The sequence below is a fragment of the Bradyrhizobium sp. USDA 3364 genome (assembly GCF_054056355.1).
This window is the reverse complement of sequence record NZ_JBSRYG010000002.1, coordinates 4105023-4129265: the sequence shown is the minus strand read 5'-3', so window position 1 is coordinate 4129265 and position 24243 is coordinate 4105023. Positions and strand designations below refer to the sequence as shown.

The 24243-nt window shown below is 66.8% G+C and carries 21 protein-coding genes and 1 pseudogene; 7 read left to right on the top strand and 15 right to left on the bottom strand.

Going from position 1 to position 24243, the window contains the following annotated elements; genetic code table 11:
* The first annotated feature begins 77 nt into the window (after window positions 1-77).
* Window positions 78-1898 (top strand): DNA mismatch repair endonuclease MutL, encoded by a 1821-nt coding sequence (gene mutL, locus ACVILL_RS19490; protein ID WP_456730542.1) that lies wholly within the window; start codon window positions 78-80, stop codon window positions 1896-1898.
* 177 nt (window positions 1899-2075) lie between these two features.
* Here mutL and ACVILL_RS19485 read toward each other — a convergent pair whose 3' ends face one another.
* The 3 genes from ACVILL_RS19485 to ACVILL_RS19475 form a co-directional block, all read right to left on the bottom strand.
* Window positions 2076-2711 (bottom strand): hypothetical protein, encoded by a 636-nt coding sequence (locus tag ACVILL_RS19485; protein WP_456730541.1) that lies wholly within the window; start codon window positions 2709-2711, stop codon window positions 2076-2078.
* Window positions 2712-2811: 100 nt separating this feature from the next.
* The gene (rsmD, locus tag ACVILL_RS19480) at window positions 2812-3369 is read right to left on the bottom strand and encodes a 16S rRNA (guanine(966)-N(2))-methyltransferase RsmD (RefSeq protein ID WP_456730540.1); all 558 of its coding nucleotides are present in this window, start codon (window positions 3367-3369) and stop codon (window positions 2812-2814) included.
* Between the two features lie 197 nt (window positions 3370-3566).
* Window positions 3567-5633, bottom strand: a complete 2067-nt coding sequence (locus ACVILL_RS19475; RefSeq protein WP_456730539.1) for a pseudouridine synthase — start codon at window positions 5631-5633, stop codon at window positions 3567-3569.
* Between the two features lie 131 nt (window positions 5634-5764).
* Here ACVILL_RS19475 and ACVILL_RS19470 point away from each other — a divergent pair, with 131 nt between their 5' ends.
* Window positions 5765-6223: a nucleoside deaminase gene (locus tag ACVILL_RS19470; protein WP_456730538.1), complete on the top strand. Its 459-nt coding sequence runs from the start codon at window positions 5765-5767 to the stop codon at window positions 6221-6223.
* Between the two features lie 132 nt (window positions 6224-6355).
* Here the strand turns inward: ACVILL_RS19470 and ACVILL_RS19465 are convergent, their stop codons facing one another.
* Window positions 6356-7261 (bottom strand): alpha/beta fold hydrolase, encoded by a 906-nt coding sequence (locus tag ACVILL_RS19465; protein ID WP_456730537.1) that lies wholly within the window; start codon window positions 7259-7261, stop codon window positions 6356-6358.
* 116 nt (window positions 7262-7377) lie between these two features.
* On the opposite strand from ACVILL_RS19465, the gene ACVILL_RS19460 reads away from it, so the two are divergent.
* Window positions 7378-8610 carry an acyl-CoA dehydrogenase family protein gene (locus tag ACVILL_RS19460; RefSeq protein WP_456730536.1) on the top strand — a complete coding sequence of 411 codons (1233 nt, stop codon included), beginning with the start codon at window positions 7378-7380 and terminating at the stop codon, window positions 8608-8610.
* 95 nt (window positions 8611-8705) lie between these two features.
* On the opposite strand, the gene purD is transcribed toward ACVILL_RS19460, so the two are convergent.
* Window positions 8706-9989, bottom strand: a complete 1284-nt coding sequence (gene purD / locus ACVILL_RS19455; protein WP_456730535.1) for a phosphoribosylamine--glycine ligase — start codon at window positions 9987-9989, stop codon at window positions 8706-8708.
* Window positions 9990-10152: 163 nt separating this feature from the next.
* Here purD and xseA point away from each other — a divergent pair, with 163 nt between their 5' ends.
* Window positions 10153-11772 (top strand): exodeoxyribonuclease VII large subunit, encoded by a 1620-nt coding sequence (gene xseA, locus ACVILL_RS19450; RefSeq protein ID WP_456730534.1) that lies wholly within the window; start codon window positions 10153-10155, stop codon window positions 11770-11772.
* A gap of 111 nt (window positions 11773-11883) precedes the next feature.
* On the opposite strand, the pseudogene ACVILL_RS19445 reads toward xseA, so the two are convergent.
* Both ACVILL_RS19445 and ACVILL_RS19440 read right to left on the bottom strand, forming a co-directional pair.
* Window positions 11884-13216, bottom strand: a pseudogene (locus ACVILL_RS19445) (IS1182 family transposase).
* 196 nt (window positions 13217-13412) lie between these two features.
* Window positions 13413-14207: a dienelactone hydrolase family protein gene (locus tag ACVILL_RS19440; protein ID WP_456730533.1), complete on the bottom strand. Its 795-nt coding sequence runs from the start codon at window positions 14205-14207 to the stop codon at window positions 13413-13415.
* Between the two features lie 220 nt (window positions 14208-14427).
* On the opposite strand from ACVILL_RS19440, the gene ACVILL_RS19435 reads away from it, so the two are divergent.
* Window positions 14428-14655, top strand: a complete 228-nt coding sequence (locus ACVILL_RS19435; RefSeq protein ID WP_016848019.1) for a DUF2093 domain-containing protein — start codon at window positions 14428-14430, stop codon at window positions 14653-14655.
* A 14-nt stretch (window positions 14656-14669) separates the two neighbouring features.
* On the opposite strand, the gene lpxK is transcribed toward ACVILL_RS19435, so the two are convergent.
* The 6 genes from lpxK to ACVILL_RS19405 all read right to left on the bottom strand — a co-directional run bounded on the left by lpxK (window position 14670) and on the right by ACVILL_RS19405 (window position 20240).
* Window positions 14670-15692: a tetraacyldisaccharide 4'-kinase gene (gene lpxK, locus ACVILL_RS19430; protein WP_456730532.1), complete on the bottom strand. Its 1023-nt coding sequence runs from the start codon at window positions 15690-15692 to the stop codon at window positions 14670-14672.
* On the bottom strand, window positions 15685-17019 hold the full coding sequence (locus ACVILL_RS19425; RefSeq protein WP_456730531.1) for a 3-deoxy-D-manno-octulosonic acid transferase: 1335 nt from the start codon (window positions 17017-17019) through the stop codon (window positions 15685-15687). The genes lpxK and ACVILL_RS19425 overlap by 8 nt, the downstream gene beginning before the upstream one ends.
* Window positions 16982-17695, bottom strand: a complete 714-nt coding sequence (locus tag ACVILL_RS19420) for a lysophospholipid acyltransferase family protein (protein WP_456730530.1) — start codon at window positions 17693-17695, stop codon at window positions 16982-16984. The genes ACVILL_RS19425 and ACVILL_RS19420 overlap by 38 nt, the downstream gene beginning before the upstream one ends.
* Window positions 17692-17940: a DUF4170 domain-containing protein gene (locus ACVILL_RS19415; protein ID WP_016848023.1), complete on the bottom strand. Its 249-nt coding sequence runs from the start codon at window positions 17938-17940 to the stop codon at window positions 17692-17694. Before ACVILL_RS19415 ends, ACVILL_RS19420 begins: the two co-directional genes overlap by 4 nt.
* 115 nt (window positions 17941-18055) lie before the next feature.
* On the bottom strand, window positions 18056-18865 hold the full coding sequence (locus ACVILL_RS19410; RefSeq protein WP_456730529.1) for a 3'(2'),5'-bisphosphate nucleotidase CysQ: 810 nt from the start codon (window positions 18863-18865) through the stop codon (window positions 18056-18058).
* Window positions 18852-20240: a TldD/PmbA family protein gene (locus ACVILL_RS19405; RefSeq protein ID WP_456730528.1), complete on the bottom strand. Its 1389-nt coding sequence runs from the start codon at window positions 20238-20240 to the stop codon at window positions 18852-18854. The genes ACVILL_RS19410 and ACVILL_RS19405 overlap by 14 nt, the downstream gene beginning before the upstream one ends.
* A gap of 275 nt (window positions 20241-20515) precedes the next feature.
* On the opposite strand from ACVILL_RS19405, the gene ACVILL_RS19400 reads away from it, so the two are divergent.
* Complete coding sequence (locus ACVILL_RS19400; protein ID WP_456730527.1) at window positions 20516-21040, top strand: DUF6101 family protein; 525 nt, start codon at window positions 20516-20518, stop codon at window positions 21038-21040.
* Window positions 21041-21271: 231 nt separating this feature from the next.
* Here ACVILL_RS19400 and ubiA read toward each other — a convergent pair whose 3' ends face one another.
* Window positions 21272-22204, bottom strand: coding sequence for a 4-hydroxybenzoate octaprenyltransferase (gene ubiA / locus ACVILL_RS19395; protein ID WP_456730526.1), 933 nt, complete (start codon window positions 22202-22204; stop codon window positions 21272-21274).
* A gap of 10 nt (window positions 22205-22214) precedes the next feature.
* Window positions 22215-22949 (bottom strand): hypothetical protein, encoded by a 735-nt coding sequence (locus ACVILL_RS19390; protein WP_456730525.1) that lies wholly within the window; start codon window positions 22947-22949, stop codon window positions 22215-22217.
* A gap of 463 nt (window positions 22950-23412) precedes the next feature.
* Here ACVILL_RS19390 and ACVILL_RS19385 point away from each other — a divergent pair, with 463 nt between their 5' ends.
* Entirely contained in the window at window positions 23413-24210 is a 798-nt protein-coding gene (locus ACVILL_RS19385; RefSeq protein ID WP_456730524.1) for a 16S rRNA (uracil(1498)-N(3))-methyltransferase, read from the top strand.
* Window positions 24211-24243: the final 33 nt, after the last annotated feature.

Genomic DNA, 24243 nt, shown 5'->3' with positions numbered 1-24243 from the left:
GCGGGCCGCCCCATGCATTTGGCCGATGGGCCGACTAGAATGGCCGCGCCCTCGAATCTCCATCACATCCGGCCGCCATGCCCGTCCGCCAGCTTCCCGAACAGCTCGTCAACCGCATCGCCGCCGGCGAGGTGGTCGAACGCCCTGCGAGCGTGGTCAAGGAACTGGTCGAGAACGCGATCGACGCCGGCGCGAGCCGGATCGACGTGTTCACCGACGGCGGCGGGCGGCGCCGGATCGGCATCACCGACGACGGCGGCGGCATGACCCGCGCCGACCTTGCGCTTGCGGTCGATCGCCACGCCACCTCCAAGCTGGACGACGAAGACCTGTTGCGCATCCGCACGCTCGGGTTCCGCGGCGAGGCGCTGCCGTCGATCGGCGCGGTCGCCAAGCTCGGCATCACCACGCGGCATGCCAGCGAGCCGCACGCCTGGTCGCTGGCGGTCGAGGGCGGCGAGAAATCCGAGGTCATGCCGGCCGCGCTCGGCCAGGGCACCCGCGTCGAGGTCAACGAACTGTTCTACGCCACGCCGGCGCGGCTGAAATTCCTCAAGACCGATCGCACCGAGGCGGAGGCGATCCGCGAGGTGGTGCGGCGCCTCGGCATGGCGCGCCCCGACATTGCCTTCACGCTGGCCGGCGAGGAGCGCGCGCCGGTGACCTGGGCCGCGGCGCTGCCCGGCGCGGCCGGCCGGCTGACCCGGCTCGGCGACATCCTCGGCGCGGACTTTCGCGCCAGCGCCATCGAGGTGCGCGCCGAGCGCGAGGGCGTCACGGTCGAGGGCTTTGCCGCCGCGCCGTCGCTGACCCGCGCCAATGCGCTTGGGCAATATCTGTTCGTCAACGGCCGTCCGGTGCGCGACAAGCTGATCCTCGGCGCGGTGCGCGCGGCCTATTCCGACTATCTGCCGCGCGACCGCCATCCCGTGGTGGCGCTGTTCGTGACCTGCGACCCGCAGGAGGTCGACGCCAACGTGCATCCGGCCAAGACCGAGGTGCGCTTCCGCAATGCCGGCCTGGTGCGCGCGCTGATCGTGCATGCCTTGAAGGACGGCCTCGCGCGCGAAGGCAAGCGCACCGCGGCCAACACCGCTGACGGCGCGACGCTTTCGGCGTTCCGCCCTGTCTTCACCACGCCATCGCGCCCGGGCAATTGGGACTGGCGCAGCTCGCCGTCCTATCCGGCTGGTCCGGTGCGCGCGTTCGAGGGCGCGGCGGCGCCCGCCTTCGCCGAGCCCGGGCAAGCGGCCTTCGACGTCGGCACGCCGACGGCCGATGTGCGCTTCGAGGCCGCACCCGCGCCTGATATGCTCGACCGCCCGCTCGGCGCGGCGCGTACCCAGATCCATGAGACCTACATCGTCTCGCAGACCCGCGATGGCCTGATCGTGGTCGACCAGCACGCGGCGCATGAGCGCATCGTTTATGAAAAGCTGAAGGCCTCGCTCGCGAGGAACGGCGTGCAGCGGCAGATTCTCCTGATCCCCGAGATCGTCGAACTCGATGAGGCGACCGTCGAGAAACTGCTCGACCGCGCCGAGGAGCTGGCATCGTTCGGGCTCGCGATCGAATCCTTCGGCCCCGGCGCGGTCGCGGTGCGCGAGACGCCCTCGCTGCTCGGCAAGGCCAATGCCGCGGCTTTGTTGCGTGACCTCGCCGAGCACATGGCCGAGTGGGACGAGGCGCTGCCGCTGGAGCGCCGGCTGATGCACGTCGCCGCCACCATGGCCTGCCACGGCTCGGTCCGCGCCGGGAGACGCCTCAAGCCGGAAGAGATGAACGCGCTGCTGCGCGAGATGGAAGACACGCCGAACTCCGGCCAGTGCAACCACGGCCGGCCGACCTATGTCGAACTGAAGCTGAGCGATATCGAAAAGCTGTTCGGGCGGAGATAGTCGCCGCACTCCGTCGTCCCGGGCAAGCGAAGCGCGACCCGGGACCCATAACCACAGGGTACGCTTGTTGTGCGAGGCTGTGGCTCCAGCGAACTTCATCACACAGTGCGGTGGTTATGGGTCCCGGCTTTCGCCGGGACGACAGATCTTGGCGCCCTGACTACCTATCCACAAATTTTACCGATCCCGCGAATCCTGCCGCGCGAAGGCGTTCAGCGCCGTGCGAAGCTGCGCGATCCACGCGTCGCCGTCGTCGAACCCGCCTGCCGCGATCCGCTTGCAGATCTGATCGAGATCTTCATCGCGGGATGACGTCCGATCCCCGGCAAGCCGCCGCGCGATCGCGACATAGCCGTCGGTCAGCAGCACCAGGCCAGCTGCCCTCGCGTCGACATAGCTCTGACGCGCACCGCGAAAGATGTCGATCGCCTCGAGATATCGACCAAGCGCCAGATCGAAGGCGCCCACCAGCCAGGCGCCCGTTCCCAGCCGCAACGGTCCGAGCTCCAGCTCCTGCACGATATCCAGCGAGCGCTCGGCAAGGTCGCGCGCCGCCAGCAGGTGATCGGGGTTGATCGGCTTGCCAGTCACGCTCCAGCCCGGCCAGCAATCGGCCGCGGCGTTGAACGTCATGCGCTGAACGATCCGGAGCGCTTCGTGCGCGTCGCCATCCAGCGCGCCACGACGGCGGCGCTCGATCTGGTCGGCGGCATCGCGCGCGGCCGCAAGCAGCGCCGCGTCATCGCCCGCGCTGCGCAACGCCTTGACGCGCATCTCCAGCTGATCCGCGAGCCCGGCAAGTGTGTCGGCCATGGTTCGCCCCCGCAAATGGCGATGGTACCGCCGCTGCGAGGATTAGCCGAATCCGTGTTCCGCCAGAAGGTCCGGCGGATGCCGCCGGCGCCAATTCGGCCTACACTTTTTCGCGAAGAAACACGAACTCCGTGTCGTCATAGGCCCGCCGCTCGAGCTCCTCGAAGCCCTCGGGTGCCGCGAATGCCGCGGCCTTGGCCTCCTCCACCACGAGCAGCGCGCCCGGCACGAGCCAGCCGCCGTCGCGCAGCGAGGCGAGTGCCTTGTCCGCGAGACCCTTGCCATAGGGCGGGTCGAGAAACACCAGCGAGAACGGCTCGACCGGATGCGCCGGCCCGAGATCGGTGGCGTCGCGGCGATAGACCTTGGTGGTCCCGCCCAGGCCGAGCGACTCGACATTGTTGCGCAACAGCGCCCGCGCCTCGGCGCCATTGTCGACAAACAGCGCGAACCTGGCGCCGCGCGACACCGCCTCGATGCCGAGCGCGCCGGTGCCGGCAAACAGATCGAGCACGCGGGCGTCCTCGATCGGGTTGTCATAGGCGTGGACGAGAATATTGAACACGGACTCGCGCAACCGGTCCGCGGTCGGACGGATCTCGCGGCCCGAGGGCGAAGCGAGATTGCGGCCCTTCAGCCTGCCCCCGACGACACGCATTAGGGTGCCCCGATATTGGCGGCACGGGCAGTGCGTTCCCTCCCCCCTTGTGGGGGAGGGCTAGGGAGAGGGGTGCCACACGGGAGGTCCGTGCAAGCCGCACCCCCTTCCCCAACCCTTCCCCACAAGGGGGAAGGGAGCGCGGCGTGCCACCCGGTAACGACAGTGGCAAAAAACGCGCGGCCCATTGTCGATCCCTACTCGTCCTGCGACTTGAGATCGCGCTTGCCGTGATAGCCGCGCTTGGGACGGCGCGGCGGGCCGTAGCCGTTGGCCTCGTCCTCGTTGCGCGCGCGGGCTTCCTCGCTGCCGGTGCGCTGCACCAGCACGCGGCGGCCCTTGCGATCATTGATGGTTTCGCGCTTCGCCTTGGCCGGCTTCCTGGCGGGCGCATCGTCACTGTTACCGGTGTCACGCTGCTCCGGCCGCGTGAAATCCGCGCCCGCGATCTTGGCGATCTTCTCGCCGAGCTGCTCGCGCAGCACCCGCGTCTTGACCTCCTCGACCTTGCCCTCCTCGAGCTCGCCGAGCTGGAACGGGCCGTAGGAAATCCGGATCAGCCGGTTCACCTCGAGCCCGAGATGCGCCATCACGTTGCGCACCTCGCGGTTCTTGCCCTCGCGGATCGCGAACACCACCCAGACGTTGGCACTCTGGTCGCGCTCCAGCGTGGCGTCGATCGGCCCGTATTTGACGCCGTCGACCTCGACGCCGTCCTTGAGCTGGTCGAGCTGACCCTGCGTCACCTCGCCATGCGCGCGCACGCGGTAACGTCGCAGCCATCCGGTGTCGGGATGCTCCAGCGTCCGCGCCAGCCCGCCGTCATTGGTCAGCAGCAACAGGCCCTCGGTGTTGAAGTCGAGCCGGCCGATCGAGATCAGGCGCGGCAGGCCCTCGGGCAGATTGTCGAACACGGTCGGCCGCCCCTCGGGATCGGCATGCGTCGTCATCAGCCCGCGCGGCTTGTGATACATGAACAGCCGGGTCCGCTCGCGCGGCGGCAACGGCTTGCCGTCGACCGCCACGACATCGTTGTCGGTGATATCGAGCGCCGGCGAGTTGATCACGCGTCCGTTGACCGTGACGCGGCCCTGGGTGACGATCTCCTCGGCATCGCGGCGCGACGCAAGGCCGGCGCGCGCCAGCACCTTGGCGATGCGCTCGCCGGATTTCTTCGGCTTCGGTTCCGGACGCTCGCGGCGGTCGTCATAGGCGCGCTCGCGATAGGCGCCGCGGCCGCCGAACGCCGGGCGCTTGGCGAAGATCCTGCTGTCGTCCTCATTGTCGCGACGCGGCCGGTCGGAGAAGCGGCCCTCGCTGCGCGGATGCTCCTGCCAGTCGGTGCGGCCTTCGGGCCGCTCACGGCGCCGGCTGTCACGGCGGTCGCCGCCGTCCTCATCCTGCTTCCAGCGCGGCCGGCTGAACTTCGGACGATCGCCCTGCTCACGATCGTCGCGGGAGCGGGAGAACCGCGGACGGTCGTCGCCGCCGCGATCCTCGCGGGAGCGCGAAAAGCGCGGACGCTCGTCGCCGCCACGGTCGTCGCGCGGCTTGTAGCCGTCGCGCGGCGTGCGCTCGCGCTTCTGCCAGGGCTTTTCGTCGCTGCGGTCGCGGCCCTCGAAGTCGCGGTCGCGCTTGAAGCGCGGCCGGTCGCCGAAATCGCGGCGCGGCGCATCGCCATCCTCGCGGCGGCGGAACGGGCGGCCCTCGCCCTTGTCGCGGAACGAACCCTTGTCGCGGTCACCGCGCGAAAACTTGCGGTCGTCGAACTTGCGTTCGGCGCGCTCGCCGCGCGGCGCATAGGAACGCTTCTCGCCGTCGCGCTCGCCACGCGGCGTATAGGGACGCTTCTCGCGATCGCCATAGGACCGCTTTTCACCGAACTTGCGATCAGACGAGCGGCCCTCCGAACGCGCGCCGCCGCGCTGCGGACGATCGCCCGCATCGAAGTCGCGGCGCTCGCCGCGTGGCTTGAACGGACGCTTGCCGCCCTCGCCGCCACGCGCCGGCCGATCGCCACGGGGACGATCGTCACGGCTGAATCTGGGCTTGTCGCCGAAATCGCGGCGCGGCGGACGGTCCTCGCGATCGCCGCGATAGGGTCGCTTCTCGCCATCGTCCTTGCCAGCAAAGCCGCGCTTGGCGAATTTCTTGTCCGGTCCGCGGGCAGCTCCGGAGCGGCCTTTGCCTCCGGCGCGGCCCCCTCCGCCGGGCCGATCACGCCGGCCGCGGGAATCGTTGTGTTTGTCGCTATCGCGGGGCATGAATGTTCTCGCCTGGGCGTTCAATTGGGGTGCAAGGGCCAACCGGTCGTACGCGCCCCGTTGGCAGCGCGCTTGACGCAAAACCGGCATCCACTTTTGCTGAAGGCGAAGCTACTAGCAGGTTTCTTCCGATGATACGAGGCATGTCGGCCCCTTCTTTCATGGATTTGGCGCTGAAAACCGCCGAAAATGCCGGAAAAGCGGGCGAAGTTCCGATCGGATGCGTCATTGTGCGGGGCTATGAGGTGATTGCCTCGGCCAGCAACCGCACGCTGACCGACCGCGACCCCACCGCCCATGCCGAAATCCTGGCGATCCGGCAGGCCGCGGATGCCATCGGCACCGAGCGGCTGGTCGATTGCGACCTCTACGTCACGCTGGAGCCCTGCACCATGTGCGCCGGCGCGATCTCTTTCGCCCGCATCCGCCGGCTGTATTACGGCGCCGCCGACCCCAAGGGCGGCGCGGTCGAGTCGGGCGTGCGGTTCTTCGCACAGCCGACCTGCCACCACGTGCCGGAAGTCTATGGCGCGGTCGGCGAGACCGAGGCGGCGCGCCTGCTGCGCGAGTTCTTCAGGGAGCGAAGGTAGGGGCGCGAAAGATAAATCCGTCTCCCTGAGGAGCGCGTAGCGCGTCTCGAAGGGTCGACGGCCACCGGCCGGGCCGTGCATCCTTCGAGACGCGCGTTCCGCGCTCCTCAGGATGACGGGTCTAGGATGCAGCTACCCCGCCAGGAAAAACTCCCGCAGCAGCTTCGCCGTTGCGTCCGGAGCTTCCTCGGGGAGAAAATGCCCTGAGGCCACCGGCGCGCCGCTGACGTTGGTGGCCCAGGTCTTCCACGTGTCGAGCGGCGTGGTTGCCGCGCGGGCAACGCCGGCATCGCCCCACAGCGCCAGCATCGGGATCGTGATCTTGTTGCCGGCGTCGACATCGGCCTTGTCGATCTCATAGTCCGCATAGGCGCCGGCGCGATAATCCTCGCACATCGCGTGGATGCGCGCGGGATCGCGGAATGGCGCCAGATAATGCGCGAGCGCGCGCGGATCGATCGCCTCCAGCGTCTTGGTCCGGGTCTGGCTTGCCATCTTCTCCTTGAGGAAGAATTCGCCATTGTTGGAGATCAGCGTCTCCGGCAGCGGATAGGGCTGCGCCAGGAACGCCCAGTGGTAGATCTTCAGCGCCGACAGGCGATTGAGCTTCTGCCAGTAGTCATAGGTCGGCGCGATATCGAGCACCGCGAGTTTGGACAGCCGGCCGGGATGATCTAGCGCCAGCCGGTACGATACGCGGCCGCCGCGGTCGTGACCGGCGAGCGCGAAGTGCACGTGCCCGAGCTGCTCCATCATTTCGATCATCGTCTTCGCCCACGCCCGCTTGGTATAGGGCGTATGATCCTTGTCGCTGTCGGGCATGTCGGACCAGCCGTAGCCGGGCAGGTCGGCGATGATCAGCGTGAACCTGTCGTCGAGCTTCGGCGCAACCGTGTGCCACATCACATGGGTCGAGGAGAAGCCGTGCAGCAAGAGCAACGGCGGACCCTTGCCGCCGACGCGGGCAAAGATGCGGCCCTGCGAGGTGTTGACCCATCTGGATTCATAGCCGGGAAAAAGATCAGCGAGATCAGGCATCGGAGGCTCCTTCCCGGTCGCGTGCGCCGCGCTTCAAACTTTGTTCGGCGTTGCCGCTGGCTTGGTTTATGCCATCCTGAGGTCCTGCCAACAACAACATGAAACGAGGAAGTGCCATGTCGATCGATTTCGAAATTCCCGCCGAAGCCAAGGCGATCCGCGAGAAGGTTCGCAAATTCGTCCACGACGAGTGCATTCCGGCGGAAAAGGAACTCGACACCAAGCCGCTCGCAGAGGTGCTGGGACCGCTGCGCAAGAAGGCCCGCGCGCAGGGCCTGTGGTGCCCCTTCGTGCCGAAGGAGTATGGCGGTATGGGCCTCGGCCCGCTCGCCAACGCGCTGGTGCAGATGGAGCTCGGCGAGAGCATGCTCGGCGCGCTCTCGATGAACACGCAGGGGCCGGACGACGCCTCGATGATGACGATCCTGGCGCACGGTACCGAGTACCAGAAGGAGAAATTCCTCAAGCCCCTGTTGAACGGCGAGAAGCGGATCTGCTTCTCGATGACGGAAAAGGCCGCCGGCGCCGACGCCACCGGCATGCAGACATCAGCCGTGAAGGACGGCAACGAGAACTACATCCTCAACGGCGAAAAGTGGTTCTCGTCGTCGGCGAGCGTCGCCGATATGGCGCTGGTCATGGCCAAGACCGATCCGAACGCGCCGCGCCACAAGCAATACTCCACCTTCATCGTCGAGCTGCCCAACCCCGGCTACCGCATCAAGCGCAACGTCGCCAACATGGCGATCGAGGGCCCGCATGACGACGTGATCCATGGCGGCCATTCCGAGATCGAGATCAAGGATCTGAAGGTGCCGGCCGACAATCTGCTCGGCGGCGAGGGCAACGGCTTCAACATGGGCCAGCATCGCCTCGCCTATGGCCGGCTCCGCCACGGCATGCACAACGTCGCCAAGGCGCAGCGCGCGCTCGACATGGCGGTCGCCCATGTCACCAAGCGCTCCACCTTCGGCCAGCTCTTGGCCGATCGCCAGGCGGTGCAGTTCATGCTCGCCGATTGCGCCAGCGAGCTCTATATCGGCCGGCTGATGCTGCTGCACATCGCCTACAAGGCCGAGAAGGGCCTCGACATCCGCCAGGAGAATTCGATCGCCAAGATCTTCCACGCCCATATGGTGCACAAGGTGATCGACACCGCGATCCAGCTCCACGGCGCGCTCGGTTTCAGCCAGGATACGCCGCTGGCGAAGTGGTACACCCAGGTGCGCTCGCAGCGGCTGGTCGACGGCCCCGACGAGGTGCACAAGTGGAAGATCGGCAAGAACGTCATCAAGGCATTCCGCGAGCACGGCACCACGGCATCAGCCACGGGCGGCGATTTGCTGTAACCACCGTCATTGCGAGCGAAGCGAAGCAATCCATTCCTCGACACGGGGATAGATGGATTGCTTCGTCGCTTCGCTCCTCGCAATGACGAGACCAGCTAACCCTTCGCTTTTTCCTGCTCCACCGCCTGCCCGGCGATATCGCGGCGGCAGAATCCTTCCGGCCATTTGATGCGATCGACCGCCTGATAGGCGCGGTCGCGCACTTCTGTGACCGTGTTGCCCATCGCACAGACGTTCAGCACGCGACCTCCGTTGGCAAGGATTGCGCCGTCCTTCGCCACCGTGCCGGCGTGGAAGATCTCGACGCCCTCGACTTTGGCAGCGTCATCGAGGCCGTCGATCCGCGTGCCCTTGATGTAGTCGCCGGGATAGCCCTTGGCCGCCATCACGACCGTCAGCGCCGGGTCCGGATACCAGCGCAGATCGAAGTTCTTCAACTGCCCGTCGATCGAGGCGAGCAGCGCCGGCACGATGTCCGACATCATCCGCAGCATCAGCACCTGGCACTCGGGATCGCCGAAGCGGACATTGTATTCAAACAGCTTTGGGCCCTGCGCCGTCAGCATCACGCCGGCATAGAGCACGCCCTTGAACGGGGTGCCGCGGCTCTTCATTCCGGCCACCGTCGGCAGGATGATCCGCGCCATGATCTGGTCGTGCACCTCAGGCGTCACGAACGGGGTCGGCGAATAGGCGCCCATGCCGCCGGTGTTCGGGCCCTTGTCGTGATCGAACACCCGCTTGTGGTCTTGCGCCGAGGCGAGCGGGATCGCGGTCTCGCCGTCGCACAGCGCGAAGAAGCTGATCTCGCGGCCCGACAAAAACTCCTCGATCACCACCTCGGCGCCGGCCGAGCCGAACGCGCCCTCGAACATCATCGCGATCGCGGCTTCCGCCTCGTTCAGCGTCTGCGCCACCACGACGCCCTTGCCGGCGGCGAGCCCGTCGGCCTTGACCACGATCGGTGCACCCTGGGCGCGGACGTAAGCCAGCGCGTCCTTCGCGTTGTCGAAGCGGCGATAGGCGCCGGTCGGAATGTCGAACTCGCTGCAGAGGTCCTTTGTGAAGCCTTTCGAACCCTCGAGCTGGGCGGCCTGCCGGCTCGGGCCGAACGCCTTGATGCCGACGGCTGAGAGGTCGTCGACGATCCCGGCAGCGAGCGGCGTTTCCGGGCCGACCACTACCAGATCGACCGCGTTATCCTTGCAGAACGCGATCACCGCGGCGTGGTCGGCGACATCGAGCGCGACGCATTCGGCCTCCCGCGCGATCCCGGCATTGCCCGGCGCGCACCAGAGTTTTTCGACCAGCGGGGATGCGGCGATCTTCCACGCCAGCGCATGTTCGCGGCCGCCGGAACCGAGCAGGAGGATGTTCATCTGTGTCGCCGATTAGAGGGGTTGTAACGCCGTTTGGTCCGGTTTAGCACGCTCGCCGACCGCAGCAACACGCGGTTCGATCATGTGGATATGTGATTCGACGCTTGAAACGCGGCGTCCGGACCTTGCACACGGGGTCGAAAACCCCGATTCTATAAGTCAGATGACCGCTGCTCCGAATCTCGTCAACGCGCCTGAATTCACCGTCTCGGAACTCTCCTCCGCCCTGAAGCGGACGGTGGAGGACCGGTTCGGCCATGTCCGCGTCCGCGGCGAGATTTCGGGCTTTCGCGGCCCGCACTCCTCCGGGCACTGCTATTTCGCCCTGAAGGACGAGAGCGCCAAGATCGAGGCGGTGATCTGGAAATTCGCCCATGCCCGGATGCGCTTCAAGCCGCAGGAGGGCCTCGAGGTCATCGCCACCGGCAAGCTGACCACCTATCCGAACTCCTCGAAGTACCAGATCGTCATCGATTCGCTGGAGCCGGCCGGCGTCGGTGCCCTGATGGCGCTGATGGAGGAGCGCAAGAAGAAGCTCGCGGCCGAGGGCCTGTTCGACGAGGCCCGCAAGCAGCTGTTGCCCTGGCTGCCCGAGGTGATCGGCGTCGTCACCTCGCCGACCGGCGCCGTGATCCGCGACATCCTGCACCGGCTGGAGGACCGCTTTCCCCGCCGCGTGCTGGTCTGGCCGGTCAAGGTGCAGGGCGACGGCTCGGCCGAGCAGGTCGCGGCCGCGATCCGCGGCTTCAATGCGCTGCCGGAGGGCGGCCGGATCCCGCGGCCCGACCTGTTGATCGTCGCGCGCGGCGGCGGCTCGCTGGAGGATCTGTGGTCGTTCAACGAGGAGATCGTGGTCCGGGCCGCCGCCGAGAGCCATATCCCGCTGATCTCGGCGGTCGGCCACGAGACCGACATCACGCTGATCGACTTCGTCGCCGACAAGCGCGCGCCGACGCCGACCGCGGCCGCCGAGATGGCGGTGCCGGTGCGGAGCGAGCTGTTCGTCGAGGTTCAGGCGCTGGCCCGCCGCACCATGGTGTGCTGGCAGCGTGCCCAGGAGGCCCGCCGCACCGAGCTGCGCGCGGCGGCGCGTGCGCTGCCGGCGGCGAACGAACTGCTCGCGATCCCCAGGCAGCGGCTCGATCATCTCGCAGCCGGGTTGCCGCGCGGGCTGAAGGCCAACACGCACGCGCATTTCCGCCGCTTTGCCGCGTCAAGTTCGCGGCTCACCATCGGCGTGCTGCGCGGCCAGATCGCGCATGCGCGGCAGCGGCTCACCGCATCAGGCGAGCGCATCACGCTGTCGGCGCGCGCGCTGCTGCATCGCAGGCGCGAGCGCTTCAGCGGGCTCGAGATCCGGCTCAAGGCCTCGAAGCTCGCCAACGCCAAGGCGCAGCGCAACGCGATCGCCCGCGATCTGGAACGTACCCATCGCCTCGCCGAGCGCGCCCGCCGCGCGCTGGAGACGACGATGCAGCGGCTGGAGGCGCGGGTCGCCCACAGCGGCCAGTTGTTGTCGGCGCTGTCCTATCGCGGCGTGCTGGCGCGCGGCTTCGCGCTGGTGCGCGACGAACACGGACATGCGCTGCATTCGGCGGCAGCGGTCGGCCCGAACGCCAGCCTGTCGATCGAGTTCGCCGACGGCCGCGTCGCCGCCACCGCTGACGCCAATCAGCCCCCGGCAACGGTCGCCCCCGAGAGCCAGCCGAAGCCGCCGCGCGAGGCGAAACCGGCGGCGCCGAAGCGCGTCATCAAGCCGGTCGATCAGGGCAGTTTGTTCTAACTCTACTGCGTCCGAACGCCCTGTCCCCTCATCCTGAGAGGCTGTGACCCTATTTGAAGTTAGCAGCTGCGGCAAAGCGGGATTGGGCTTTGACGATTTGATGGCCAGGCTTCAAGCTGCAGCCTGGAGCAGGCGGTGGCCGGCCAGGATGTTGTTGGTGAGTGCGAACCAGCGCAGGACCGTCTGGACCTTTTTGAGGCCGCGTACGGTGAACTGCTGCAGGCCCCAGTTGCGGAAGCGAGCGTTGATACACTCCGCCTGGGCTCGACGCTTGTAGATCGACTTGCCACGTGGGCTCTTCATGCGGGCTCGCCAGGCGGCGACGCCGGGCCCATCGTTGTCGCGTGGCTCATATGGGTCGCGCTGGTGCTTGCTGCGTGAAGGCGGCCCGTAGACCTTGATGCCGCGGTCAGCCGCCCACTCGGTATCCTCATTCTTGTTGAAGCCGCCGTCGATCAGCAACCGCTTCGGCCATCGGCCATGGCGGCGGTTGATCTCCTCCAGCATCGGCCGGGCCAAGCCGCGGTCGGAGCCGACGGTTTTTGACGTCCGGGATGATCACGATCTGGCCACCGGCGACGGTCGAGAGCTGGCAATTGTAGGCGGGGCGGAAGCCGCCATCGGCCATTTTCATGACGCGGGCATCGGGGTCGGTGGTGGAGGCGCGCGGCTCCTTCTGCTTCTCGACCTCCTTCTTGTTGGTCTTGCTGCGCCGTTCGCGTTCCGCCTCGATCTCGGCCAGCTTTTTCAGCGCTGCCGCCACGCGCTGCTCGCGTTCACGCAGGGCCCGTTCGTTGGCCGCAGCGATCCGCCGGCTGCTGGCTTGCGGATCGTCGGCTGCTTCGTCCTTCAGCTGTCGGATCAATCGTTGCGCCTTGCGCAACTCCTTGTGAAGCTTCCTGCGGCGGCGGAACGACTTGCTCCCAGCCGAGGCACGTACCCGCACTCTGTCCTGCGCCACCTCATCGAGGTCGATGATCTCGGCCACCGACAGGCTGGCGATGTTTTCGCTCAACAGCCGATCCAGAAGCTCCGGATGCGCCGTGCGGAAGTCGGCAAGGCCGTGATAGTTCACACTCACCCCGCCGCAGAGCCACCGATAGACGTCGTGGCTCTCACACAGCCTGGCCAGCGCTCGCGCGCTGCCAACCCCCTCGCTCGTCGCATAAAGCCACAGTGCCAGTAAAAGCCGCGGGCTCGCCGGGGCCTGTCCCGCCGTGTGGGTTCGAGCTCTAATCGCCTCTTCAAGCTCGCCCAGATCAAGCTTCTCGACGTAAGCCCAGATCACCCGGACTGGATGATCGGCGGCTACCAGCGCCTCCAGATCGACTGCCCGAAGCTCGATCTGATCGCGTACCGGTTCCCGCATCCGCGGCTGCCCCGGATCGCTCTCCCGCTCAGCTTTTTGTACCGGAAGATCGGCAAACAGTTCGTCGCCAGGCATCGCTGCACCTCTCGGATAGTACAGCTGCAGGAATCACTCCGCGTAGGAAAACTCAACCCTCATCCCGAACAAAGATTCACAGCCTCTGAGGAGCCCGCAGAGCGGGCGTCTCGAAGGATGTAGGCCACAGAAAGGGCCTCATGGTTCGAGACGCGCTTTGCGCTCCTCACCATGAGGGGCTTGTGACGCAGTAGCTCTAACGCGACAGCCACTCCGCAACTTGCTTCTGCGCATCCTTGCGCGCGTCGGAATCGGTGCCGATGTGACCGCGCTCGGCGATATCGGCATCGGAGGCCGCGACCGCATGCAGCGGCAGATTGGCGCGATCGAAGTCGTGGTAGGCCTCGGGATAGACCACGATCCGCGCCAGCGCGCTGCGGCCGCGCGCGCCATCGACCATCTGGTGGCAGGCCGACGATGACGTCACGTCGTCGCGCGCGCCGATCAGGACCAGCGTCGGCACCCGCGCGCTCCAGCCGAGGCCGAACGAGGTGCGGCAATCCGGATAGAACGCCACCGCCGAACGGAAGTCCGGCTCGACATTGCGCGACCACATCTGCGGCCGCACCGCCCAGAGCAAGGCGGCCGCGCCGTTGCCCCAGCCGATCAGGCTGATGCGGCTCTTCGCCACCCATTTCTGCTGCACCAGCCACTGCCGCGCGGCGTTGATGTCGGCGACCCGCGCGCGGCGGGTCTGGACCTGATGCTCCTTGCGGCACTGCGGGCCGAGCTCGCGCGAACCAAAGCTGTCCGGCAGCAGCACGGCATGGCCGGACGTCAGCAATTGCTCGGCCCAGTCGCGATAGCGCGGCGCGACCTGCTCGGACTTGCCGGCCAGGCCGCCGCAACCATGCAGCGCGATGACCGTCGGGAACGGCCCATCGCCGTCGGGCCGGTAGAGCTGCGCGTGCAGCGTGACATTGCCTTCGGGAATCTCGACCTGATGCGGAGCCGGGAGCGGCGCCGCAGCCGCGGCCGGCACGGCAAGCATGGCGAGGCACATGAAAACTGACGTGAGGCGCATCCGATCCGGCCGGCTCGTTATGGCGCTGCAAACACAGCGGGCCACACGCGCAAGGCTACCATGCGCCTCCGCCGCCAAATCATCACAAGTCGGTGGTTTAACGGGCGGACATGGCACCCTATCTGTGATAGACGGCTTCATGAACATTTAAGGCTGCCTCATCGGAGGCAAGGCGGAGAGCTCAATCGTGCTGAACAAGTTCGGTCCCTCGGGCCATGGCGAAGCGCAGGTGCAATATCTCGACGGCGATTTCCGCGTGATCTCGCCCGGCACCTTCGTGCGTTGTGCCATCACCGACGTCCGGATTCCGCTCGACGAGCTGAAATACTGGAGCGTCGATTTGCAGGAGGCCTACGCCACCCCGACCGCCGTGCTGCAGCGCCACCATCCCGGCGTGCTCAAGCCGCAGGCCTGAGCTCGACTCCAGGCTCATCTGCGCAGCCTCCTGTCGCGCGCCTTGAACAGCTGATCAGTGACGAACCGCCGCAGCGCGGCAACGTCATCGAATTGCAGCGTCACCGCGAACGGCACGATCGGCTGCGCCCAGGCCGGCATCCCGTCCGGCCCCCGCAACCGCGCAAGATCCTTTTCCGTCGTCAACAGCGTCAGGGCCTCACCTTTCGCATCCGCAACGAGCTGTGCGATCTCCTCCTTGTCGAAGGCATGATGATCGGCGAACGCCCTGCTGCGCACGACGTCGACGCCGCTTGAGCGCAATGTGGTGAAGAAGCGCGCGGGATCGCCGATGCCGGCGAAGGCGAGCGCACGTGTGCCGCGCAATGCCGTCAGCGCGGCCTCGTCCGGCTTCAGATGCGCGGACAGCACCGGTGTGCCACGGAAGGCTAGATCGGCCGCTATCACTTTCGCTCCGCTGCCCTCGCCGACCACGATCAGCGCGTCGGTGCGCTCCAGCTGCGGCGGCAGCGGCGCGCGCAAGGGTCCCGCCGGAAACACGCGGCCGTTGCCGACACCGCGCGTGCCATCGATCACGATCAGGCAGCAATCCTTCGCCACCGACGGATTCTGGAAGCCGTCATCCATCAGGATCACACTGGCGTTCTGCGCACGTGCCAGCGCCAGACCCGCGGCGCGGTCGCGCGACACCACGACCGGCAGAGTCGCCGCCATCATCAGCGGCTCGTCGCCGACATCGGCCGCGGTGTGGCCGTTACGATCGACCTTGACCGGGCCTTCAAGCCCGCCGCCATAGCCGCGGCTCAGCACCACCGGGCGCTCGTCGAGCTCGCGCAGCAGCTTTGCCAGCGCCAGCACGGTCGGCGTCTTGCCGGCGCCGCCGACATGGTAGTTGCCGACGCAGAACACGGGAATGCCGGCATCGACGCCGGGTTGCCGCATCCGCCGCGCGGCGACCGCGCCATAGAGCGCGGCAAGAGGGCTCAACAGAGATGCAATCCAAGACGATGGCCGGTGCCAGAAGGCCGGCTCACGCATTGGCGGCTCCCATCTCGAGCCGCAACTGCAACAGATAGGGCTCGAGAGCGGTCACCGTGCGCTCCAGCGCACCACCAAGCTGTTCGACGACGCGCTCGGAGGCGGCCAGCGACGTGTCGCGCGCCGTGGGATCGGCGAGGAACTGGCCGAGCTGCTTGACCAGCGCTTCGCGATCGTCGGCGCGCTGCGCGCCGCCGCCGCGGTCGAGCGCGTCATAGACGTCGGTGAAATTGAAGACGTGCGGGCCGTGCACGATCGCAGCACCCAGCTTGATCGCCTCGATCGGATTCTGGCCGCCATGCGCAACCAGCGAGCCGCCCATGAACACGATCGGCGCGAGGCGATAGAACAGGCCGAGCTCACCCATCGTGTCGGCCACGTAGATGTCTGTTGTCGCGACCGGCAGATCCTCATGCGAGCGCAGGCCGGGGCGCAGGCCGGCCTCCGTCACCAGCCGCACCACCGCCTCACCGCGCGCGGCATGCCGCGGCACGATCACGGTAAGCAGCCCGGGGAAGTATCCGGCGAGCGACTGGTGCGCCTCGATCAGGATCTCTTCCTCGCCGGGATGGGTGGACGCGGCGACCACGATGGCGCGGCCGCGCGTCACCGACATCAGCCGCTCCAGCTTGGCCGGATCGGCCGGCGGCGCCGCGACGTCGAGCTTGAGGTTGCCGGTGACGGCGACGTTGTGGCTGCCGAGCGCGGCAAAGCGTTCGGCGTCGGTCTTCGACTGCGCAAGGCAGATGTCGAACCGTCCGAGCAGCGCTCCGATGGTGTTGGAGACCCGGCGCCAGCGCGGAAACGAGCGCTGCGACATCCGCCCGTTGATCAGGACCATCGGCAGCCGCCGCGCGGCGCTCGACAGGATCAGGTTCGGCCACAAATCGGATTCGATGAACAACGCCAGCGACGGCCGCCAGTGATCGAGGAAACGCGCGACATAGCGCGGCGAGTCATAGGGCACGTATTGATGAATGACGTCGGGCGGAAAGCGCTTGGCGGCGATCGCGGCCGAGGTCACCGTGCCCGAGGTGAGCAGGATACGCAAATTGAGCGCGCGCAACCGCTCGATCAGCCCGGCCGCCGCCAGCACCTCGCCGACGCTCGCGCCGTGGATCCACACCAGCGGCCCCTGCGGCCGCACATCGGCACTGATCCCGCGCCGCTCGCCGACGCGTTCCGGATCCTCCTTGCCGAGCCTGAGCCGCCGGTTGATCAAGGCAGGCGCGAGCGGCACCATCGCGGACGACAGCTTGCGGTACACACGCAACGTCATCGGTAGCGAGTTAGCCAAGCGCTGCCTCCGGCCGCCCGACCGCTGCATAGGCACGTCGGGTCGCTTCGTTGAGAAGTTCCTCCACGTGCAGCCGAAGCTCTTCCATCGTCGCGGCATCGGCATCGGGCGGCACATAGACCGGCTCAATACCTACCACTGCGCCGCGCCCGAATGGCAAATTGATGGTGGTCGAATCCCAGTTTTTCAACCGAATGAATCGGCTGGTGACCATCGCAAAGGGCATGATCGGCCGGCCGCTCTCCCGCGCCAGCATGATGGCGCCGAGGCCCGCCACCCGCGCCCGCTTCGGCACGTCGGCCGTGGTGGCGATGTTGCAGCCGTCTTCCAGCGCCCGAACCATTTCCAGGAAGGCGCCGACGCCGCCCTTGCGATGGAACGCGCCGGAATGATCGCCGGAACCTCTGATAGTGCCGATGCCGAGCCGCTCGACCGCAAGGGCGTTGAACTCACCGTCGCGGTGGCGGGAGATCAGGACCTTGGCGCGGTAGCTCTCCTTGGTCTTGATGAACGGGGTCATGAAGTGCTGGCCGTGCCAGAACACGAAGATCGCCGGCATCATGGGCTCGACGATCCCGTACACGTCAGTCGGCTGGTAGCTGAAGCGGTTGGTAAGCCAGACCAGCCGCAGATACTCGGCCGCAAGCACACCCAGCGCGCGCTGCACGAAGCCGCTGCGCAGCAGATCGCGAAAAAGTCGTTTCAATGGGAATGCTTTGTGTCCTGCTCAGGATCGAGCAACCGGTGGAGGTGAACGACGAAATAGCGCATCTGGGCGTTGTCCACCGTCTGCTGCGCCTTGGCCTTCCAGGCGGCATAGGCGGTCGCGTAGTTCGGGTACACGCCGACGATCTCGACTTCGTCCAGATTCTTGAAGGTGTTGTGCTCGAGATCGGTCAACTCGCCGCCGATAACGAGGTGAAGCAGCTGCGGCTGGGCATTGTCTGACATGATGGTGCTTTCCTAACGAGATGCCCGGCAAACAAATGAAGTTCTGGTCGTCACAGGTCTGGTTGCAACAAGTCTATTCGTCACAATCGGAAACGCTGAGCGGATCGGCGGGGCCTCACGGCAATGGACGGCTGCGGAAGTGCTCGACAATGCGTGCATGACGTTCGCGTCCTGCTGCCACCAGCACCCCATGCGTCACCTCCCGACGATTGTACTCAATCGCTTCCCCCGAGAGCGCTGTCATCCTACCACCCGCTTCCTGCACGATCAAATTCGCGGCGGCAAGATCCCAGTCGCGGCTTTGCCCGCCCGCAAAGGCGGCGTCAAGTCGACCTTGTGCTACACGGCACAGCCGGAGCGCCAACGATCCGATGCGCGGAAACAGCGTGATCTCCTCCGGCGTCGGGCTGAGCCGCTGCACCAGCGGCTTCGGTCCGGCCATGCGGGGAAAATTGAAATCGGTACCTGCGGTTGCATGCACGGCGCCGTCGTTCAGGGTGGCGCCCTGGCCGCGGGCGGCAAAGAAGAATTCCTCGCTCACCGGCGCATACACCGCCGCGAGCACCGGAGTAGCATTTTCAACCAGCGCCACACTGACGCACCAATCCTCGCGGCCGCCGAGATAGGCGCGGGTGCCGTCGATCGGATCGACGATCCAGGTGAAGCGCTTGCCGAGCCTGCTCTCGTTGTCGGCGCTCTCCTCCGACAGCCAGCCATAGGCCGGCGTCGCCGAGCGCAGTTGCTGCTCCAGGAGGTCGTTGACCGCGATGTCGGCCTCGGAGACCGGCGAGGACGCGCCCTTGATCCAGTTCTTCAATTCGGTGCGGAACAGCGACGATGCGAGCCGGCCCGCCTCCTGCACCGATCTGGTCAGCAAGGCGGCATCGCGCGCCTTGGTCCAGTCGTCCGTATCAGCGTCCGCCAAGCGTCAGGCCCTCGATGCGCAGCGTCGGCGAATTGACGCCGTAGCGGAATTCCAGGTCGTTGGCGGCGACCAGCGACTTGAACATCGGCAGCAGATGGCCGGCGATGGTCACTTCGCTGACCGGATAGGTGATCTCGCCGTTCTCGATCCAGAAGCCGGACGCGCCGCGGCTGTAGTCGCCGGTCACGCCGTTGACGCCGGAACCGATCAGGTCGGTGACGTAGAAGCCCTGCTTGATGTCGGAGATCAGCTCCTTCGGCGTCACGGCTCCCGGCTCGAGATGCAGATTATACGTTCCGGGCGACGGCGAGGACGACACGCCGCGATGCGCATGCCCGGTGGTCACCAGGCCGAGCTCGCGCGCGGTCGCGGAGTCCAGCACCCAGGTGGTCAGCACGCCTTCGTCGATCAGCGCGATCTTCCGCACCCTGACGCCCTCGGCATCGAAGGTCTGCGAGCGCAGGCCGCGCACACGGAGCGGATCGTCGATGATGCGGATGTCCCTGGAGAACAGCTGCTCGCCGAGCTTGTCCTTCAGGAAGCTGGTCTTGCGCGCGATCGAGGCGCCGTTGATGGCGCCGACCAGATGGCCGACGATCGAACCGGCAACCCGCGGATCGAACACCACAGGCACCTTGCAGGTTTCGACCTTGCGCGGATTCGCCCGCGCCACCGCGCGCTCGCCGGCCTTGCGGCCGACGGTCGCGGGGGAATCGAGATCGGACGCGTGCGGCGCGCTGGTGAAGTCGTAGTCGCGCTCCATGCCGGTGCCTTCGCCGGAAATCGCCGTGGTCGAGATGCCGTGGCTGGAGCGCAGATAGGAACCGTGGAAGCCGGTCGAGGTCACCAGCACCATGCCGCCGATCCCGGTCGAGGCCGACGCACCGCCGGACTTCGTGACGCCCTTGACCGCGAGCGCCGCGGCCTCGGCTTCGATGGCGCGCTGCTCGAGCTCGGCAGTCGAGGGAACATTGCGATCGAGCAGATCGAGATCCGGGAAATCATGCGCATGGAGCGCCGGATCGGCGAGGCCGACATATTTGTCGTCGGGCGCGACGCGCGCCATCGCGACCGCACGCTCGGCGAGCTTTGCGATCCCGTCGCCGGTGACGTCATTGGTCGACACCACCGCCTGGCGCTGGCCGACGAACACCCGAAGTCCGACGTCGTCGCCTTCGGAGCGCTCGGTTTCCTCGACGCGGCCGTCGCGGACCTCGACGCCCTGCGAGACGCCGCGCACCGCGATGGCATCGGCCGCATCGGCGCCGGCGCGCCTTGCGGCATCGACCAGCCGCTGCGCGAGGTCGCTGAGCGCGGATTGGTCGAACAGATCGGAGGTATCACCGTGTCGCGATGCAGATGGTGAAGAGTTCACGAACGAATTCCTGCGGATTAAGGGGGGCCCGGAACGAGATCGACAGACCTCACCAGATGTGCCGGATTCACAGGGATTTCAAGCACTTTGCACCGGCGGGCAACAAAGATTTGAGTGATCGGCGCAAGGCTTCGTCAATCATGCGGGCCAACCTCTTGTCAATCATGGCGCCAGGTGAGGAGCGGTTAACCAGGCTTTTTAAGCCGAAACGGCGATCGGTCGGCTAGGCTCTCACACATCGACCGGGAACATAATCCCGGCGGGGAGATAAGGCCTTGAGGCGTCAAACACCAACAAGCGGAATCAATTCCGCCGGGTCGAGCTGCGCACTGCGGCTCGACCCTCTTTCCCTTCCGCTCAGCTTCCACGCACAGGATGCGCGCGCGGATGGCGGCATGCGGCAGGTCGAGCTTCATCGCGAACATGTCGTGCTGCGCCGCGCCGTTCTCGGCATGCGGATGGCGGTCAATGTTCGCGTCAGCGATTTCCTCGGCGTCGCCGTGCGCGGCATCGACGACGCGCAGATGCTGGTGCTGGTTCACCGCGATCCCGCGCTCACCATTCCGCTCGGCTCCAGTTCTGACGCCGACGAGATCAGCTCCGCCTGGCAGATGTGGAGCGACATCTTCCGTCTGCCGCAACTGAACGAACCGGCGCCGCGGACGCCTTCGGCGCGCCGCCGTCGCCGCAACGCGATCCGCGCCCGCCGCCCGAAATTCCTGGTCCGCCGCCGCGCCGGCGTCCAGCTCAACGAAGCCAGCGTGCATCGCGACGAGCGCGAAATCATCGCGCGGGATTGAGTTCGCAGCTTCTTCGCACGCAGCCCGCCTCACCACCGCTGTCGTCCTGGCGAAAGCCAGGACCCATAACCACCGCGTTGGATCGTGAGCGGGATCGTGGCCCCAGCATCGCGCAACAATGCGCTGTTGGGGTAATGGGTCCTGGCTTTCGCCAGGACGACGGCGGTGGATAATTCACGCCGTGTCATCACCCGCGAATGCGGGTGATCCAGTATTCCAGAGACGCAGCGATTACCCCGCGCGCAGCACCGCGTCGACGACCAGGCTCGCGAACAGGATGAGACCGGCGTCGCGGTTGGACTTGAAGATGCGCAGGCAGAGCGCGGGGTCGCTGATGTCGAGCCGGCGGACCTGCCAGGCGAGATGCAGCGCGAACGCGGCAAGGCCGATCCAGGCCGGCCAGCGCGCCCCTGCGAGCGCGAAGGCCACCCCGATCAAGAGCACCGCGAGGCCGTAGAAAATCACCAGCGCGCGGTGGGTGCGCGCGCCGAACAGCCGCGCGGTGGATTTGACGCCGATCAGCGCGTCATCCTCGGCATCCTGATGGGCGTAGATGGTGTCGTAGGCGATCACCCAGGCGATCGATCCGGCGTAGAGCGCGATCGCGGTCGCATCGATGCGCGCGAGCGTCACCGCAAATCCCATCAGGGCGCCGTAGGAAAAGGCGAGGCCGAGCACGACCTGCGGCCACCAGGTGATCCGCTTCATGAACGGATAGATCGCGACGATCAAAAGCGACGCGATGCCGGTCAACACCGCGAAGCGGTTGAACTGCAGCAGCACCAGAAGCCCGATCAGCGCCTGCAGCACCATGAAGACCACGGCCTGCGTCACCGTCACCTGCCCGGCCGGGATCGGCCGCGACCGCGTGCGCTCGACCCTGGCGTCGAGATCGCGGTCGGTGATGTCGTTCCAGGTGCAGCCGGCGCCGCGCATCACGAAGGCGCCGATGAAGAACAGCAGGACTGTGAGCGGCAGCGAGCGGACATCATGGGCGACGCCGGCGGCGAGCGCCGCCGACCACCAGCACGGCATCAACAGCAGCCAGGAGCCGATCGGCCGGTCGTAGCGCGCGAGCCGCAGATAGGGCCGCGACCAGACCGGCGCGTGGGTATCCACCCAGTTGCCCGTGGAGTCGGCAACGCGGGTGGAAACGTCGCTCATGGCTGGCCGATCATCGGGTGAGAACGTTGCCGTTCAGCGTATCGAAGGTGCTGCCGCCCTTCTTGGTCGGCGTCGCTTCTGGCAGCGATGCGGACGAGCCGAGCACATCGCTCAGCGACGGCCCCGCAGGCCCGCGCGGCTGCGCCGCCGCCTGCTCCGCGACGTTGCAGACCTTCTTCAGCAGGGCCTCGGTATTCTTGTGGCCGTTCTTGAGCTGGTCGGCGATCTGCGGCGGAATTCCGCACTTCGACGCGTTGGCGTCGACATACTTGATCATCTTGACCTCAGCCTGGCTGTAGTTGCCGATCAGCTTGCAGGCCTCCTGCGGACTGGCGTGGCGATCGCTCGCGGCCTTGATCGCCTTGCCGCGCTTCTCCGCATCCTCACGCAACGGAATGAAATTCTTCATGCAGGCCTCGTTGGTGCCGCCACCCTCGGCGGCCGGCGGGGGCGGAGATGACAGACCGCCGCCGGCGATCGGGGCCGCACCATTGCTCGGGAACGGTGACGGCGCCCCGCCGACCCTGGCCGCCGGCGCGCCGTTGACCGGCGGGAACGCAGGATCGGAGGCGGTGCCAGCCTGGCTTGGACGCATACCCTTGACCGGCGGAAACGCGGGATCCGAGGCGGTGCCAGCCTGGCCCTGTTGATTGGGCAGCGGAGCGGGAAAAGCGCTCTGCGCAGCGGCCTGCCCCGCAGACAGGGCGGTCACGGCAACGGTCAGCACGATCAGTCGGCGGATCATCGAGGGTGTTTCTCCGGCAAAAGGTCCAGGCAACCCCAGCGCAACAAAAACGAAGCAACGAAATTTGGGGGCGTTTTACGATTCCTGTGAGGCCTTAACAACCCGTGGATTTGGGCGACAGCGCGGCGTAGGGCCACACTGGCCACATTAAATTGTTCCCCGATTCTAAGCCTTTAGGCTACGACCGGCGGTAAAACCGGACCATCAAGTATTCCTGAACAGGATTTTCGGTAACGCCACTCGGCGGCCCGGGTGCACCAAAAAAGCAAAAGGGGCCGCGTGCAAGCGACCCCTTGGACTTGAAAAATGACTTGGTGACAGAAGCAAATATCGACACCCGTTTACTAGTTGGCCGGCGACGTCCTGACGAGTCCGCGGGACTACGGTGTCCTTCAATTTGGTAAACCTGCCACGCAGCAATGAAGCCCGCCTTGGGCTAGAACGCAGGTCAGAAACCCAGCACATGCCTGAACTCGATTTTCGCAGCCCCCGCCTGTTTGTCGATGCCCCGCTCAATGCCGGCGCGACCGTTCCGCTCGAGCGCGACCAGAGCAACTATCTCGGCAACGTGCTGCGGCTTGGCGCCGGCGACACCGTGCTGGCGTTCAACGGCCGTGACGGCGAATGGCGCGCGGCGATTTCCGGCCGCAAGCGCCCCGACATGCTGACGATCTCGGCTCAGACCCGCGCGCAGGACCGCCTGCCCGACGTCACCTATGTGTTCGCGCCGCTGAAGCACGCGCGGCTCGACTACATGGTGCAGAAGGCGGTCGAGATGGGCGCCGCGCGCCTCGTGCCGGTGCTGACGCGGTTCACCCAGGTATCGCGGGTCAACGGCGAGCGGATGCGCGCCAATGTGGTCGAGGCCGCCGAGCAATGCGGCATCATCTCGCTCGCCGAGGTGGCCGACCCCCTGCCCCTCGAACGTTTCCTGGCCGGCCGCGACCAGGCGCGGCTCTTGGTGTTCTGCGACGAAGCCGCCGAGGTCGCGAACCCGGTGCACGCGCTGCAGGCCGCCAAAGCTGCCAATGCCGGGATCGATGTCCTGATCGGCCCCGAAGGCGGCTTTGCCGAGGAGGAGCGCGCGCTGCTGCTGCGCCAGCCCTCTATCCTCCGTCTCGCCCTTGGACCGCGCATCCTGCGCGCCGACACCGCCGCCGTGGCCGCTCTCGCGCTGGTGCAGGCGGCGTTGGGGGATTGGGGAGGTAGTGATGGACGCAACAGCGGCAGGGTTCCCTCCCCCCTTGCGGGGGAGGGTTAGGGAGAGGGGTGCCGCTTGCTCCGCCGTGTCACG

Bases quoted from the DNA above. Each gene is read 5' to 3' on its own strand.
- ACVILL_RS19425 (WP_456730531.1), bottom strand. From the start codon at position 17,019: ATGCAGCGGTCGGGCGGCCGGAGGCAGCGCTTGGCTAACTCGCTACCG.
- ACVILL_RS19475 (WP_456730539.1), bottom strand. From the start codon at position 5,633: ATGCCCCGCGATAGCGACAAACACAACGATTCCCGCGGCCGGCGTGAT.
- rsmD (WP_456730540.1), bottom strand. From the start codon at position 3,369: ATGCGTGTCGTCGGGGGCAGGCTGAAGGGCCGCAATCTCGCTTCGCCC.
- ACVILL_RS19485 (WP_456730541.1), bottom strand. From the start codon at position 2,711: ATGGCCGACACACTTGCCGGGCTCGCGGATCAGCTGGAGATGCGCGTC.
- lpxK (WP_456730532.1), bottom strand. From the start codon at position 15,692: ATGCGTGAGCCGGCCTTCTGGCACCGGCCATCGTCTTGGATTGCATCT.
- ACVILL_RS19460 (WP_456730536.1), top strand. From the start codon at position 7,378: ATGTCGATCGATTTCGAAATTCCCGCCGAAGCCAAGGCGATCCGCGAG.
- purD (WP_456730535.1), bottom strand. From the start codon at position 9,989: ATGAACATCCTCCTGCTCGGTTCCGGCGGCCGCGAACATGCGCTGGCG.
- ACVILL_RS19390 (WP_456730525.1), bottom strand. From the start codon at position 22,949: ATGATCCGCCGACTGATCGTGCTGACCGTTGCCGTGACCGCCCTGTCT.
- mutL (WP_456730542.1), top strand. From the start codon at position 78: ATGCCCGTCCGCCAGCTTCCCGAACAGCTCGTCAACCGCATCGCCGCC.
- ubiA (WP_456730526.1), bottom strand. From the start codon at position 22,204: ATGAGCGACGTTTCCACCCGCGTTGCCGACTCCACGGGCAACTGGGTG.
- ACVILL_RS19415 (WP_016848023.1), bottom strand. From the start codon at position 17,940: ATGTCAGACAATGCCCAGCCGCAGCTGCTTCACCTCGTTATCGGCGGC.
- ACVILL_RS19465 (WP_456730537.1), bottom strand. From the start codon at position 7,261: ATGCCTGATCTCGCTGATCTTTTTCCCGGCTATGAATCCAGATGGGTC.
- ACVILL_RS19440 (WP_456730533.1), bottom strand. From the start codon at position 14,207: ATGCTTGCCGTGCCGGCCGCGGCTGCGGCGCCGCTCCCGGCTCCGCAT.
- ACVILL_RS19470 (WP_456730538.1), top strand. From the start codon at position 5,765: ATGATACGAGGCATGTCGGCCCCTTCTTTCATGGATTTGGCGCTGAAA.
- ACVILL_RS19385 (WP_456730524.1), top strand. From the start codon at position 23,413: ATGCCTGAACTCGATTTTCGCAGCCCCCGCCTGTTTGTCGATGCCCCG.
- xseA (WP_456730534.1), top strand. From the start codon at position 10,153: ATGACCGCTGCTCCGAATCTCGTCAACGCGCCTGAATTCACCGTCTCG.